General features: G+C 60.4%; 15 protein-coding genes. 5 read left to right on the top strand and 10 right to left on the bottom strand.

The genetic code is table 11. The annotated features are described in order from the left end of the window. Positions 1-10: 10 nt before the first annotated feature. On the top strand, positions 11-1,381 hold the full coding sequence (locus PH5382_RS03365) for a pyridoxal phosphate-dependent decarboxylase family protein (RefSeq protein ID WP_058332930.1): 1,371 nt from the start codon (positions 11-13) through the stop codon (positions 1,379-1,381). On the opposite strand, the gene PH5382_RS03370 is transcribed toward PH5382_RS03365, so the two are convergent. The 8 genes from PH5382_RS03370 to rbfA form a co-directional block, all read right to left on the bottom strand. Further along, a complete protein-coding gene (locus PH5382_RS03370) occupies positions 1,378-2,703 on the bottom strand; it encodes an FAD-dependent oxidoreductase (protein ID WP_231751782.1) in 1,326 nt (441 codons plus the stop codon). The two genes, PH5382_RS03365 and PH5382_RS03370, sit on opposite strands and share 4 nt — an antisense overlap. A 153-nt stretch (positions 2,704-2,856) precedes the next feature. Continuing rightward, positions 2,857-3,108, bottom strand: coding sequence for a DUF6525 family protein (locus PH5382_RS03375; RefSeq protein ID WP_058332931.1), 252 nt, complete (start codon positions 3,106-3,108; stop codon positions 2,857-2,859). 155 nt (positions 3,109-3,263) lie between these two features. After that, on the bottom strand, positions 3,264-3,533 hold the full coding sequence (rpsO, locus tag PH5382_RS03380; protein WP_009810119.1) for a 30S ribosomal protein S15: 270 nt from the start codon (positions 3,531-3,533) through the stop codon (positions 3,264-3,266). Positions 3,534-3,787: 254 nt separating this feature from the next. Then, positions 3,788-4,888, bottom strand: a complete 1,101-nt coding sequence (locus PH5382_RS03385) for a calcium-binding protein (protein ID WP_058332932.1) — start codon at positions 4,886-4,888, stop codon at positions 3,788-3,790. A 162-nt stretch (positions 4,889-5,050) separates the two neighbouring features. Continuing rightward, entirely contained in the window at positions 5,051-5,572 is a 522-nt protein-coding gene (locus PH5382_RS03390) for a DUF1643 domain-containing protein (RefSeq protein ID WP_058332933.1), read from the bottom strand. Between the two features lie 74 nt (positions 5,573-5,646). Next, positions 5,647-6,555, bottom strand: coding sequence for a tRNA pseudouridine(55) synthase TruB (truB, locus tag PH5382_RS03395; protein WP_058332934.1), 909 nt, complete (start codon positions 6,553-6,555; stop codon positions 5,647-5,649). A gap of 105 nt (positions 6,556-6,660) precedes the next feature. Next, positions 6,661-7,401, bottom strand: a complete 741-nt coding sequence (locus PH5382_RS03400; protein WP_197409985.1) for a phosphodiester glycosidase family protein — start codon at positions 7,399-7,401, stop codon at positions 6,661-6,663. Then, positions 7,398-7,793: a 30S ribosome-binding factor RbfA gene (rbfA, locus tag PH5382_RS03405; RefSeq protein ID WP_058332935.1), complete on the bottom strand. Its 396-nt coding sequence runs from the start codon at positions 7,791-7,793 to the stop codon at positions 7,398-7,400. Before rbfA ends, PH5382_RS03400 begins: the two co-directional genes overlap by 4 nt. Positions 7,794-7,903: 110 nt before the next feature. Between rbfA and dapB the strand changes: the two genes are divergently transcribed. Further along, positions 7,904-8,713 carry a 4-hydroxy-tetrahydrodipicolinate reductase gene (dapB, locus tag PH5382_RS03410; RefSeq protein ID WP_058333019.1) on the top strand — a complete coding sequence of 270 codons (810 nt, stop codon included), beginning with the start codon at positions 7,904-7,906 and terminating at the stop codon, positions 8,711-8,713. A 75-nt stretch (positions 8,714-8,788) separates the two neighbouring features. On the opposite strand, the gene PH5382_RS03415 is transcribed toward dapB, so the two are convergent. Together PH5382_RS03415 and PH5382_RS03420 are read right to left on the bottom strand one after the other, a co-directional pair. Next, on the bottom strand, positions 8,789-9,121 hold the full coding sequence (locus tag PH5382_RS03415; protein ID WP_058332936.1) for an NIPSNAP family protein: 333 nt from the start codon (positions 9,119-9,121) through the stop codon (positions 8,789-8,791). Between the two features lie 21 nt (positions 9,122-9,142). Next, entirely contained in the window at positions 9,143-9,352 is a 210-nt protein-coding gene (locus PH5382_RS03420; RefSeq protein WP_058332937.1) for a DUF1674 domain-containing protein, read from the bottom strand. 113 nt (positions 9,353-9,465) lie between these two features. Here PH5382_RS03420 and PH5382_RS03425 point away from each other — a divergent pair, with 113 nt between their 5' ends. The 3 genes from PH5382_RS03425 to purH all read left to right on the top strand — a co-directional run bounded on the left by PH5382_RS03425 (position 9,466) and on the right by purH (position 14,229). Next, positions 9,466-10,728 (top strand): RsmB/NOP family class I SAM-dependent RNA methyltransferase, encoded by a 1,263-nt coding sequence (locus PH5382_RS03425; RefSeq protein ID WP_058332938.1) that lies wholly within the window; start codon positions 9,466-9,468, stop codon positions 10,726-10,728. A 123-nt stretch (positions 10,729-10,851) separates the two neighbouring features. Continuing rightward, on the top strand, positions 10,852-12,606 hold the full coding sequence (locus tag PH5382_RS03430; protein ID WP_058332939.1) for a heparinase II/III family protein: 1,755 nt from the start codon (positions 10,852-10,854) through the stop codon (positions 12,604-12,606). A 33-nt stretch (positions 12,607-12,639) separates the two neighbouring features. Beyond that, positions 12,640-14,229: a bifunctional phosphoribosylaminoimidazolecarboxamide formyltransferase/IMP cyclohydrolase gene (gene purH, locus PH5382_RS03435; protein WP_058332940.1), complete on the top strand. Its 1,590-nt coding sequence runs from the start codon at positions 12,640-12,642 to the stop codon at positions 14,227-14,229. The last annotated feature ends 37 nt before the right edge of the window (positions 14,230-14,266 follow it).

A 14,266-nucleotide genomic window follows, 5' to 3' on the forward strand; every position in this document is an offset into this window, starting at 1 on the left:
AGAGATTGCCATGAATGAGATCGAGTTGCTACAGGATGCTGACAAACGGGCAGTTGGTTATGTCGCAGGTGTCGACAGTCGCCGGGTCTTTCCGGCCGCTGACGCCATTGCGGCGCTTACGGGTTTTGACGAACCGCTGCCTGCGCAGGGTCGGCCATCAGAGGAAACAGTTGCCCTGATGGATGACCTTGGCTCCCCTGCGACGGTGGTCAACAACGGGCCCAACTATTTTGGCTTTGTCATTGGTGCCTGTCTGCCGGTGGCTGCCGCAGCTGAACGGCTGTCGATTGCCTGGGATCAGTGTGCTTCGACCGAGGACGGCAGCCCGGCGGCCTATGCCATCGAACGTCAGGCAGGCAAATGGCTGCTTGAGGTTCTGGATCTCCCCAGAGAAAGCGCGGTGGCCTTTGGTACCTCAGCCACGGCATGCGGGCTCAGCGCGCTGGCGGCGGCGCGGGCCGAACTTCTGGCGCGGCAGGGCTGGGATGTTGTGGGGGACGGGCTGCATGGCGCGCCCGAGGTGCGGGTGGTGGTTCCGGCCAGCACCCATGTGACCGTGCGCAAGGCGCTGCAGGTGCTAGGATTTGGCTGGAATCGGGTGATCAAGGCTCCGGTGGATGACAAGGGTCGGATTCTGCCGGATCAACTGCCAGAGATGGATGCGAATACGCTGCTGATACTGCAGGCTGGCGAAGTGAACACCGGCGAGTTTGATAGTTTTGCCGAGATCATTCCGCGAGCCAAAGCGGCAGGGGCTTGGGTGCACGTGGATGGGGCTTTTGGCCTTTGGGCCCGCGCCGCACCTGATCTCAGGGGCCTGACTGCGGGGATCGAAGGCGCGGACAGCTGGACTACGGATGGCCACAAATGGCTCAACACGCCCTATGATGGGGCGATGGCGATATGTCGTGACCCACAGGCGCTGGCGCGGGTTATGAATAGTGATGCGGCCTATTCCAGTGCCTCGGCAGAGGCGCAAAAGAACCTGACGCTGGAGTTTTCCCGCCGCGCTCGTGGCATCCCGATCTGGGCGGCGTTGCGCAGTCTGGGCCGGGTTGGTGTGGCAGAAATGGTCACGCGCCACCACATCCAGGCAGAACGCATTGGCGATGCCCTGCGCGCGGCCGGGTTTGAGGTGCTCAATCGGGTGGTGCTCAATCAGGTTCTGGTGCGTGGCGCGAATGATACCGCAACGCAGTCGATCCTGAAACAAGTGCAAGAGAGCGGCACCTCATGGTTTGGCGGCACCGTTTGGCAGGATCGCCCGGCCTTCCGTATCAGCCTGTCGTCGTTTCGTACCGAAGACAGGCATGTGGACCAGCTGGTCGACCTGCTGCACCGCATCGGACCTATGGGCGATGGGGGCGAAGGCATGCGCTAGGCGGACATCAGCGTTTCCCCCGCTAGCCCCTTCACACCCTGAGCCTGCAGCTTGGTGATCACGGCATTGGTGTCCACCTGCTGCACCGTTGTTTCGTCGTGAATGACCTGGGCTGCCGCCACACCTGTCGCTTGCCCCATGGCCATGCATTGCGGCATGCCGCGCACCGAGGCAAAGGCGACGGGATCCGCTGATAGAATGCGGCCGGCAAACATCAGGTTTTCGATCTTTCTGGGCACCAGCGCGCGGAAGGGCAGGGTGTAGTAGCTACCCGATGCGACAATGGCGTCGTGGCTCATCTCGTCCGAGCTGCGCATGACGTCGTCGATCGGGTTGTCACAACAGACGATGCCATCCGGGAATTTGGTGCCCTTTGCCAGATCGGTGCCGCTGATTTGGATCATACCTTCCAGTTTGCGAGTTTCTCGCACCCCGACGGTGGGGCCGAGATTGCTCATCCGGGCTGCTTCGAACCCGGGCACATCGCGGCATAGGAACTGCGCCATCTGCAGGCAGCGTCGGCGGCCTTCCTGCGTGGCGCGACTGACGGCCTGTGGGTCTGTGCCGTCAATACCGCGGATCACGACCGAATTGCAAAAGACAGTGTCGCGGTGAAACCCCTTCATCAGGTAGAGCTTGGACAGATCCTGGTGCAGGCGACCCTCGCTGATACCCTTGGCAGCCTGGCGCTGGAAATAAGGGTCTTCCTCAGCAAAGACTTGGTCCCAATTGGCGTTTTCCATGGAAAAGGTGAGGCTTACCCCCATCATGTTGCCGCTGTCATCGCCGAGCCGGTAGGGCACTCCTGCCTTGGCAGAAATATCCCCATCGCCGGAACAGTCGATGACGATCTTTGGCGTGATCACCTGCAGGCCGTGGCGATCACAGAATTCGATTCCGGCAATGCGACGCCCTTCCATGCGGGGTTTCAATGCCGTGGCATTGAGGCGCAGATCAACATTGGCCTCTTCCAGCATCTCGAACATCGTCAGGGTGGCAATGTCATGATCATACTGGATTTCCGGACCAAAATTCTCAAGCGCGCAGCTGCGTTTCTCCGCCGCAGGGGGCGACATGGCAGCCAGCCGGTCCGAAAGTTCCTGCATCAAGCCACCAATGATGGTGTCACAGGGGAAGGCGCCGCCCCAGGGCATGCCGGGACAAAAAGCCATAACGCCGCCGATCTTGGGGCCGGCCTCCAGCAGGCAGACAGAGAGACCCTGGCGACCGGCAGCAACAGCCGCGCCAAAGCCGGCGGTGCCGCCGCCAATTACCACGACATCTGTTGCGACATTTGCTGCACTCATTGTCTGTTTCGTCATAGGTGCTCCGCCTGCATTGTGCCCACGCCAAAAGGTTGAATGAGCATACCATCTTGGTCTGGGCTTAAAGGCAAGCTGGTCGGAGTGCGACAGGCAAAAAGGTATACGCGACCTGCTCTCCTACGTCGTTACTGGTCGTTACTGGCGTTCGGTTCAGCTGTGTTTTGCGACCCGTGCGAGGGTCGCAGCCTCTGCTCTGTCCAGGCTTGCCAGTACCTTGTCCAAATTGTCGCCTCTGGTGCGGGCCTTACGCCAGACGGCACGGCAGGAGGCCGGGGACCAGGGCAGTTTTGCTGTCTGCATCCAATGACGCAATTCCTTTGGCAGGCTGTCATAGGCCGCCATCGGGTCCTGATTTCGTTTGCGCCGTCTGAGAGCTGTCGCGCCAAGATTGCCGTTTGCCATCTGAGTTAAGCCTGTGAGTGTCAATTTGAATGGAGTACGTAATAACATTACACATACTTTCAACAAGCAGATTGTCCTCTAGGAACGGCAAGCGGGCACAAAAAAACGTCCGCTCGGATGAGCGGACGTTTCTGGATCCTATTGGATCGAATGTCTTAGCGACGGATGCCAAGGCGTTTGATCAGGTCCTGGTAACGGGCCACATCTTTACCTTTGGTGTAGTCCAGCAGCTTACGACGCAGAGCAACCATTTTCAAAAGACCACGACGACCGTGGTTGTCTTTTTTGTGGGTTTTGAAGTGCTCGGTCAGGGTGTTGATGCGCGAGGTGAGGATAGCAACCTGTACTTCGGGCGAACCGGTGTCGCCTTCTTTGGTTGCGAATTCTTTCATCAAGCGTGCTTTTTCTTCAGCTGTAATCGACATCGGGGTCTCCTTTAAAAGGTTAAAGTGATGGCACAGGCCGGGATGTCGTCCAGCGCAGGCCCATGGAGTAGTCACTGCCGCGAATCCAAGGCGGATAAGAGGCAGATGCGGGCGTATAGGCGGTTTGGACAGGAAAGGCAAAGAAGATCTGACAAAGCCCGCCTCGAAAGTAGATTTCGCCTGGGGTCAGTTCGTCTCAGGGTTAGGTCCAGCACCAAGCGCAGAGTTGGATCCAGAGTTGGGTTTGGTACGGGTTAGCCAACGGGTAGTTTGGCCAAGGCGGCAGATGTCGTATCGATCAGGGCAATGTCGCCAATGCCAAGATCGGTCGCACCGGTCAGGCGCAATACTTCGCTGCCATTGACCCTGATAATCTGCTGGTCAGGGTCAATGGGGTCAGCCTCAATCGTGATTTCGGGTTCGTCCTCGTCTTCTGGTATCCAGAATACCACTAGCTGGTCTTCTTCGACGTCAAAATCTATCAGGGTTATCGCGTCTCCGCTCCCGGCCAGATCCTCGCTCCAGATCACATCAGCGCCTGCCCCAGCGGTAACAATATCACCTGCTCCGGCCACGAGGGTGTCGTCCCCGTCGCCACCATTGAGATAGTCGGTTTCGGCGCCACCATCACTTCCCCAGACCAGGTCATTGCCCTCGCCGCCAAACAGGCTGTCCTGCCCCGCGCCGCCTTCAAGAGTGTCACTCCCCTGGTTGCCATGTAGGGCATCCGCACCTTCTGCCCCGCTCAACCGGTCATTTCCCTGCCCGCCATGGCCGACATCCGCACCAGAGCCACCCTGCAGAGTGTCATCGCCAAAGTGGCCAAACAGACTGTCGCCTCCTGCCCCACCGTCCAGCCAGTCGTTGCCATCTTCGCCGTGCAGGAGGTCATTACCGGCACCGCCAAGCAGGGTGTCGTGACCAGCCCCTCCGAAAAGAGTGTCCTGGTCGCCACCGCCATCGAGCAGATCCTCACCACCATAGCCGTTCATCTGGTCATCGCCGCCTGCCGCGAGGATTTCCTCGCCAAGATCCTGCCCGACCAGAATGTCGGCGGCATCAGTGCCGATCAGACTCTCGCCCTCAAAGCTCGGAAGGGCGCCGGTCTGATCATCGACGCCTTCGGTGATGAAGTCGCAGATGCTCAGGCCATCCTCGTGGCCCTCGGCGGTTTCAGTCCTGTCAGAATCCAGGAATTCGTCTGCCGGAATGATGTCGGTTCCGGCCTGGGCTGAATCGTCCAAATTGTCCTGGTCGTCGGCCTCATCCGAATCCGTTGCATCGCTGTCGCCGAAATCCAGCAATGCAGCACCACCTATTCCCATGAGCCCCAGCAGGCCTGCAAACCACAACATGGCATACCCTCAAACAAACACAGAGCTAGCCTGCAGGGGCAGGCTAGCTGGTGCACAGTCTGCCATATGAACCTTTATTGTTTCCAAACAAACCGGGAACATCAGCGGTTGGGTTTTGTCGGGGTGGTTTCAATGGCTTGGGCAGCGCAAGCCGAGACTACGTCAGTCTGGCGAGCCGCAAACCCATTCTGCGGGGGCCTGGCTGTAGGCGATATAGAGCGGATGTTTCGGGTGGCCCGCCTTGCTCAGCCCGAGGTGATGCAAGGGTCTACCACTGCCCCGCAACAGTTTTTCGATCGCCGGACCTTGCTGGCGATGTTCTCCATGGGTGCCCCAGGCGCAGATCACCATATCGGCCCAGTCGAGACCGGCGAGGATGGCGGCGCGATTATCCGGGCCTTCCGGCTCAGCGGCCGCCCGCATTACCCGTGGGTCCGTTGCGCGGATGGCAAATATATTGGTTGCCTGAAAGCCGCCAAATCCCAAGGCCCGCGCGCGACGCTCACAGCGTTCGATGGTGGGATCGTTCTGTACCTCGGTTGCTTTGGAGGGGTTCAGCATCACAAACATCACCTTTTGCGCATCCGGCTCCCAGACCCGGGTGAGACTATAGCGATAGGTCTCGCAGTCGGAATAGACAGCGGTGGAGGGCGCGTCGCCCTTGGTATGGCTGCGGGTGATCATGGGCTAGTCCTGCCAGTCCCTGACTTTACTGGCAAGTCCCGCTCAACAGCGGATCTTGCCGAAAAGAGGCGGTATTATTGCACAAAAACCCGACTGGGGTGCAGCTCGCCAGCCTTATAGATGCCCACGGCAACCGCCTTGCCGTCATAGGAGGCCCAGGCCTCGTCGCCGTATTCTACCGTTGCGGCCAGCACCATGCCGGGGTTGCCATTGCGCAGGCGCACAGCTCCTTCGGCGGTGCATTTCAGCTCTGGCAGATCGGCCAGCCCTTCTTCGAGGGGGCGCAGATGGGTGTCCAGTTCGGGGGTGCGCTCCATGCGCAAGACTTCGTCCAGGGTCAGGCCATCGGCGGCATCAAAGGGGCCGGACCAGATCCGGCGCAGCTCTTTGACGTGGCCAAAGCAGCCAAGCGCCGCGCCGAGATCCCGGGCGATCGAGCGGACATAGCCGCCTTTGCCGCAGGTCATTTCCAGAACCACGTGATCTGCGTCGGGGCGATCCACCAGAACCAGCTCCTCGACCCACAAAGGCCGGGCTGCGATCTCGAAATCTTCGTCGCCATCGCGGGCCAGTTTATAGGCGCGCTGCCCGTCGATCTTCACCGCCGAGAATTTTGGCGGCACCTGCTGTATGTCGCCAACAAAAGCCGACAGCGCCTCTTTGATTTCGTCATCACTGGGGCGCGCATCGCTTTGCGCAATCACTTCGCCTTCGGCATCGTCGGTATTGGTCGCCTGTCCCAGCCGCACCGTAAAGGTATAAGCCTTCAATGCGTCGGTGATATAAGGAACGGTCTTGGTGGCTTCGCCCAGGGCGATGGCCAGAACGCCGGTCGCTTCGGGGTCAAGTGTGCCTGCATGGCCGGCTTTCTTGGCTTCAAGCGCCCAACGGACCTTGTTGACGACGGCCGTAGAGGTCAGCCCGGCGGGTTTGTCCACCACCAACCAGCCAGAAATATCGCGGCCTTTGCGTTTGCGTGCCATGTCGTTCCCCAAATTCAAGTGAGGCGCGCGGCCTAGCCCACGGGGGCAGCCCTGTCAATTCCGCTTGCAGGTTTTACCGCGACTGCGGTCGCGCGCCGAATTGGATCAGGGTTTGTCTGCGGTGACGCCGACAACCGGCCCCATCATGAAACCGGCATCACTACGACCCAGCTGTGGTGCGTGCAGGCGTGAAATATTGCCATCAAAATACAGCGCATTGGGCAGTTTCAGGTGGTCACGAAACAGGCTGCCGAACTGGTGAAAGGTCACCGCATTGCGCGAGATGGCAAAGACCACCCTGGTGCCATCGGTCGAGGTGCCGACGCCGTTGCGAATATAGTAGGAGGTCGAATCGGGCAAAAACCGAGGATGCAATTCGCCGTCGATTACCAACATCGGTCCGGACTGGGTGGCAGAGGTGCAGCGGGTGCCGCTGTCGCGAAAGGCCAGAGTTTCAATCACATCGGCGCGGCTATCCCGCAGGCAGAACACCCCATTGGGCAACAGGCCAAAGTTGCCGGGCCCCGCATTGGGGATCAGCCGCATCTCTTCCTGGCCGTCTTCGACATATAATCCGACGGGTGCGCGATTGGCGTGATACATGCCGGCATTGGTGGCAAAAACCAGCTCTTTGCCTTCAGCTGCAAGGGCGTCCTCGATGTTGAAAAAATGACCGAGGATCTCGCCATTGTCGTCACGCAAAAACAGGCGCAGCTGTTCTTGTTGGGCGTCCACTTCGCATAGGGTATAGCGATTGCCTTCATAGGCGATATTGCTGCACTCCACCGCCCCAACCGCTGGGGCCACCCAAAGGGTCGCCAGCAGGATCAGGGCGCTGCGGATCAATCCTCAAGATCGCGGCGCACCGCGTCCTGTTCCAGCATCGCTTTTGTGGCATCCATCTGGTCATAGGTGAGATCCAGCTGGAAGCGCAGGTCCGGCGCAAATTTCATGCCCAGCTTTTTGCCGGCCAGATGCCGCAGCTCGCCCTTATTGCGTGCCAGCAGCTTGAGCAGGTCCTCCTGGCCCTTGCCGCCCAGAGGCAGCACATAGGCGGTTGCGATACGCAAATCAGGAGTTACGCGAACCTCGCCGACGGTGATCGACATGCGGTTCAGCTCTGGATCGTGCAAATCACCACGGGTGAGCACTTCGGACAGGGTCCGGCGGATCAGCTCGCCGACGCGCAGCTGCCGTTGGGAGGGGCCGCGCCCCTCAGAGGAATTGTTCTTTGCCATAACTTGGATCTATGCCGAAACCAGCCCTTTGCCAAGTCATCGCCAAGCAGGTAGGACAAATCCAGCAAAAACTTCATAAGCAGGCTTTGAACAGAGGTGAGGATCAGGCGATGAGCGAAACACCGGGTATCGTGATTACAGGGGCATCAGGCCGCATGGGGCAGATGCTGATCAAAACCGTTCTGGACAGCGACAAAGCACGACTTGTCGGTGCGGTGGAGCGCAGCGGTCATGCCTGGGTCGGGCAGGATCTCGGGGTTGTGATGGGCGGCAGCGCCATTGGGGTTGTGGTTACGGATGACCCGTTGGAGGCCTTTGCGAAAGCACAGGCGGTGATTGACTTTACCTCGCCCGAGGCGACGATCGCCTTTTCCAAACTCGCCGCGCAGGCCCGTGCTGTACATGTGATTGGCACCACCGGTATGACAGAGGAACAGATCGCTCAGCTGGAGCCCGCCGCGCGCCATGCGGTGATCGTGCGGGCCGGCAATATGAGCCTCGGCGTGAACCTCTTGGTGCAGCTGACCAAGAAGGTCGCGGCTGCGCTGGACGAAGATTTCGACATCGAGGTGATCGAGGCCCATCACAATAAGAAGGTCGATGCCCCCTCCGGCACTGCGCTGATGTTGGGAGAGGCCGCCGCCGAAGGACGTGGCGTGAAGCTGTCGGAGGTTTCCGATTCGGGGCGCGATGGCATCACAGGCGCGCGCAGGCGTGGTGATATCGGCTTTAGCGCCATTCGTGGCGGCGATATTGTTGGCGAACATGATGTGCTGTTTGCCGCCGCTGGAGAGCGTATCGTGCTGCGCCATATGGCGACGGATCGCGCCATCTTTGCCCGTGGGGCGCTCAAGGCAGCACTGTGGGGACAGGACAAGTCTCCCGGTGAATATGACATGATGGATGTTCTGGGGCTCTAGCGCGCCCACAGGAGCTAGTCTGGACCCAGTCGGGACCCTGCCATTTGATCTGCCTGCTGATCTGATAGGTTTGACTTACAGGTCAGCGGTCTCGTTAAACCCTTCGAAGCCTTGGGTGGTCTCGACCACCGAGGCTTCGAAATGCGCAATCAGTGGCATCACATGGGGTTCGACCTCTTTGGCCCAGACGGGTCCGCTATAAAAGGCCTCTTTGACGCTGTCGCGGTGCTCCAGGCTATCAAAGGCGCGCATCCAATGTACCTTGTCTGGGTCTTCCAGGTCGCGCATCGGGCCAAAGACCCGCATGCCAGCATCACGCAGGGCGGTGCGGTTGACCTCCTCAAAGAACCGGATAAAGGCCTCTCGCTGACCGGGGTGCAGGGTGTAGCGGCGAATTTCAAGAATCATGCGGTCTGGGGCTTTCGTCTGTTAGAAATCGACGGCGATGCCTTTTTTCTCCCAGTCGCCATAGCGGGCCGGATCCAACCCATCACGGCCACCCAACTCAACCGGTGGCTTTGCCTTGGTGGCAGCTTCCTTGCGGCGGGCTGCGGCTTCGGCCAGGGCGCGCTGGGCGGCGGGCGGCAGATCCTGACTATTCTCTGGTACCGTTTGTGGGCTTTGGCTGTCATCGCTCATGGCGGGTTCCTTTATGTTGCGGCCATGATATACGCCCTCCCTTGGTGGGGGCAAGCCACCCGGGTACCGCAGGTCTGACCAGCCGGGTGCACGTCATGTTAAGGAGAGCAGCAATGTCCGATGGACCCCAGGCCCGCCGCACCGTGATCTACCTGCTTGATCAGGTGCTCGGAGAGGGGCGGCTATTGGCGGAATGTTATGCGGCTGGCGCGCTGGAGCGGCTGGCGCCTGAAGATCGCGCCCGTACGCAGCGGCTGACATTGCAGACCTTGCGCAGCCTGGAACGGGCCGATCGTGTCCTGCAAAAACACCTGAAAAAATCGACACCGCTGACTGTGCAGAACGCATTGCGTCTGGGCACGGTAGAACTGTGTCACGGGGCGGCCGCCCACGGGGTGGTCAACGACATGGTGGCGATTATCTCGAAACACCGTCGTCACGCTCAACTCAAAGGTCTGGTCAATGCGGTGCTGCGCAAGGTGGCCGATCAGGGTCCGGCGGAATGGGCCAAGCTGCGCGTGCCGCGCCTGCCGAAATGGCTGCGCAGCCCGTTGGCGCAGGCTTGGGGCAACGAGGCGATGCTGTCCATCGAGGCGGCACATTATGCCGGAGCTCCGCTGGATATCACCGGCAAGCCTGGCGCCGATCTGACTGCACTGGGCGGCACCCTTCTGGAAACCGGATCGCGGCGTCTGGCAGAGGCCGGTCAGGTTTCTGCATTGCCAGGGTATGAGGTCGGCGACTGGTGGGTGCAGGATGCTGCAGCAGCCCTGCCTGCACAGCTTTTGCAGGCCAAGACAGGTGAGCGGGTGCTGGATCTATGCGCGGCCCCCGGTGGCAAGACCATGCAGATGGCCGCCAGCGGCGCCAATGTGACGGCCGTCGATACCTCGGCCACGCGATTGGAGCGCCTGCGCGAAAACCTTACCCGCACTGGCCTTGTGGCGGATTTGATTACAGGCGACGCGCTGGAGCAAACGGGTGAATTTGATGCGGTGCTGTTGGATGCGCCCTGTTCGGCCACCGGCACTATCCGTCGTCACCCGGATCTGCCCCATGCTAAGGACGGCAGCGCCTTTGGTGAGCTGATCGAATTGCAGGCGCGTATGCTGGCCCATGCCTGGAGCCTGGTTAAGCCCGGTGGTCGTATGGTGTTTTGCACCTGTTCGCTCCTACCAGACGAAGGCGAATGCCAGATCGAAGAGGCGCTGGAGATGTTCCCAGATATGTCGGTGGATCGCACGGTCTTGGATCGCCCCGGCATTGAGCCTGCCTGGATCACTGAAGAAGGCGGGCTGCGTCTGCGGCCGGATTACTGGCCGGAACAGGGCGGTATGGATGGCTTTTATATGGTGCTCTTGCGCAAAACCGCCTGAGCCTTTTGCAAAGCGCGCATTCTTCGGTGACTTGAGGCACCAAGGCGGCTATCCTTTTGCCAAAACTCCTGATTGGCCTCACGCCCTTGCGGTGTCGGGATCAGAGGGTATGAGGCAGAGAGCATGTCCAGATACGACCGAGTGGCGAGCCGTGGAACTCGTCTGATGAATAGGTATTACGCCTGGCGTGCCCGAAAGCAGCCAGCCGCGACCGGTTTCGTGTCGCAGCCTGAACCACGCACCATTGGCAGTTTTGCCCGCGGGCGCCAGCTGGTCGCGGGCAATCTGTTGTTTGCAGGCTATCTGGTCGAATCAGAAACCACGGGCCTGTGGGAGGTGAACGCGCCGGATGCCGCCTTTGACGCAGAGCGTCAGGGGTTTGCCTGGCTGGATGATCTGGCCGCCGTCGGCGATATCCGGGCCCGGGTGAAGGCGCAGAAATGGGTCTGGGGCTGGATCGAGGCGCATGGCACAGGTGTCAATCTCAGCTCGGCACTGGCCTGGTCGCCGGATCTGACCGGGCGTCGGGTGATCCGCTGGATCAACCATGCTCTGTTTCTGCTCAGCGGCAAAGATCGCGCCGAGACCGAAGTATTCTATCAATCCCTGTCGCAGCAGACCTGGTTTTTGTCACAGCGCTGGCAGGGGGCCTCGCCGGGGTTGCCGCGTTTTGAGGCGCTCACGGGGCTGATATACGCTGGTCTGACTCTGCAGGGACGCGAAGAGCTGGCGGATCCGGCCATTCGCGCCCTGGCCGCCGAATGCGAGAGCCAGATCGACGCCGAAGGTGGCATGCCGACCCGTAATCCCGAAGAGCTGCTGGAGGTCTTTACTCTGCTAACCTGGGCTGCCGCTGCCCTGCACGAGGCCGGGCGCACAGTGCCCGCGGCGCAAACGGCAGCCATCGAACGGATTGCGCCTGCCCTGCGGATCCTGCGTCATGCGGATGGCGGGCTGGCCCGATTCCATGGTGGCGGCCGGGGGCTCGAAGGCTGGCTTGACCACGCATTGGCAGCCAGCCATGTCGCCGCCAGTCAGAATGATGGGCTGGCCATGGGCTATGCCCGGCTGTCGGCCCGGCGCACGACAGTGGTGATCGATGCGGCCCTGCCGCCCAAGGGTGCGGCCTCCAGCAATGGTCATGCCTCTACTCTGGCGTTTGAACTTACTTCAGGGCGGCGGCCATTGATCGTCAATTGCGGCTCGGGAGAGACCTTTGGCGTGGAATGGCGCCGCGCGGGTCGGGCCACGCCCTCACATTCGACGCTCTGTCTCGAAGGGCACTCCAGTGCGCGCCTAGCCCCGGCAGATCGCGCTACCGGACAGGAGCTACTGATTGACGGCCCAAACGAGGTTCAGGTCGAGCTGAGCGAGATGGTGGACGGGCTGCGGTTTCAGGGCGGGCATGATGGCTATCTGCGTGACTTTGGCCTGACCCATGCGCGCACGCTGGAACTGTCGGATGATGGGCGCGGGCTGGCCGGAGAGGATTTGTTGGTCGCACTGGATGATCCCGCTCAACGCCGGTTTTCCAAAGTGTTGGACAAGGCCGGGGTCAAAGGCATTGGATTCGAATTGCGCCTGCATCTGCATCCGGAGGTGGATTCTGCCCTGGATCTTGGCGGCTCTGCCGTGTCGATGGCGCTCAAAAGTGGCGAAATCTGGGTGTTTCGCCATGATGGCAGCTGTGAATTGACGCTGGAACCCAGTGTTTATCTTGAAAAAACGCGATTAAAACCGCGTGCGGCAAAGCAGATCGTTTTAACTGGCCGCGCAATCGAGTATGCGACACGCGTCAGGTGGACGCTGAGCAAGGCACAAGAAACTGCCGTTGCCGTGCGTGACCTGAATCGGGATGAGCCCGAGATTTTTGACTGAGCCTGTACTGAGCCTGCAAAGGACCGCCCTGCCATGACCGTAATGACCCCCATCCGCCGCGCCCTGCTTTCTGTATCCGACAAGACCGGCCTGATCGCGCTGGGAAAGGCACTGTCCGAGCGTGGCGTTGAGCTGCTGTCCACCGGCGGCTCTGCCAAAGCCCTGCGCGAGGCTGGTCTCACGGTCAAAGACGTGGCCGATATCACTGGCTTTCCTGAAATGATGGATGGCCGGGTCAAGACCCTGCACCCGATGGTGCATGGTGGTCTTTTGGCATTGCGCGACAATGCCGATCACGTCAAGGCGATGGAAGAGCACGGCATCGGCCCGATCGATTTGCTGGTGGTTAACCTCTACCCGTTTGAGGAAACTGTGGCCAAGGGTGCGGACTATGACACCTGCATCGAGAACATCGACATTGGTGGCCCGGCGATGATCCGTGCGGCGGCCAAGAATCATGGCGATGTGACCGTGGTTGTTGATGTGGCCGACTATGACAAATTGCTGGGCGACATGGATCAGCACAGCGGTGCCACCTGCCCCAAATTCCGCCGCAAGCTGGCGCAGATCGCCTATGCCCGCACCGCTGCCTATGACGCGGCTGTGTCGACCTGGCTGGCAGGCGCGCTGGAGCTGGAAGCGCCCCGTCGCCGTGCCTTTGCCGGTGAGCTGAAGCAAACCCTGCGCTATGGTGAGAACAGCCACCAGAAGGCGGCCTTTTATACCGATGGCACGGATCGCCCTGGTGTCGCCACCGCAGTGCAGCTGCAGGGCAAAGAGCTGTCCTATAACAACATCAACGACACCGACGCAGCCTATGAGCTGGTGGCAGAGTTTGATCCGGCTGAAACGGCTGCCGTGGCGATCATCAAACACGCCAACCCCTGCGGTGTCGCCAAGGGTGCCACGCTGGTCGAGGCCTATCAGAAAGCATTCGATTGCGACCGTACCTCGGCCTTTGGCGGCATTGTTGCGCTGAACCAGCCGCTGGACGCTGAAACCGCCAGCAAGATCGTCGAGATCTTCACCGAGGTGGTGATTGCCCCCGGCGCATCAGATGAGGCCAAGGCGATCTTTGCCGCCAAAAAGAACCTGCGCCTGCTGCTGACCGATGGCCTGCCCGACACTCGCGCTGCCATTACCGCCTACAAACAGGTTGGTGGCGGTCTTCTGGTGCAGGACAAAGACGTAGGCTACGTCGGCATGGATGATTTGAAAGTGGTCACCAAGGTCGCACCAACAGATGAACAGATGCAGGATCTGCTGTTTGCCTGGAAAGTCGCCAAACACGTGAAATCCAACGCCATTGTCTATGTCAAAGGCAGCGCAACCGTCGGTGTTGGTGCCGGCCAGATGAGCCGTCTGGATAGTGCCAATGTGGCGGCGTCAAAAGCGCAGCGCATGGCGGATGAGCTGGGGCTGGACGCGAGCCTTGCGAAAGGCTCTGCTGTGGCCTCGGATGCGTTTTTCCCCTTTGCCGATGGCTTGCTAGAAGCGGCTGCCGCTGGGGCGACCTGCGTCATCCAGCCTGGCGGATCAATGCGCGACAACGAGGTAATCGCGGCAGCTGATGAAAAGGGCATCGCCATGGTCTTTACCGGCATGCGCCACTTCCGTCACTAGTCGCGCGAGACAGGGAAACACGAGACAGGGAAAATAC

The organism is Phaeobacter sp. CECT 5382, from assembly GCF_001457775.1.
In the GTDB taxonomy this organism is placed as follows: domain Bacteria; phylum Pseudomonadota; class Alphaproteobacteria; order Rhodobacterales; family Rhodobacteraceae; genus Pseudophaeobacter.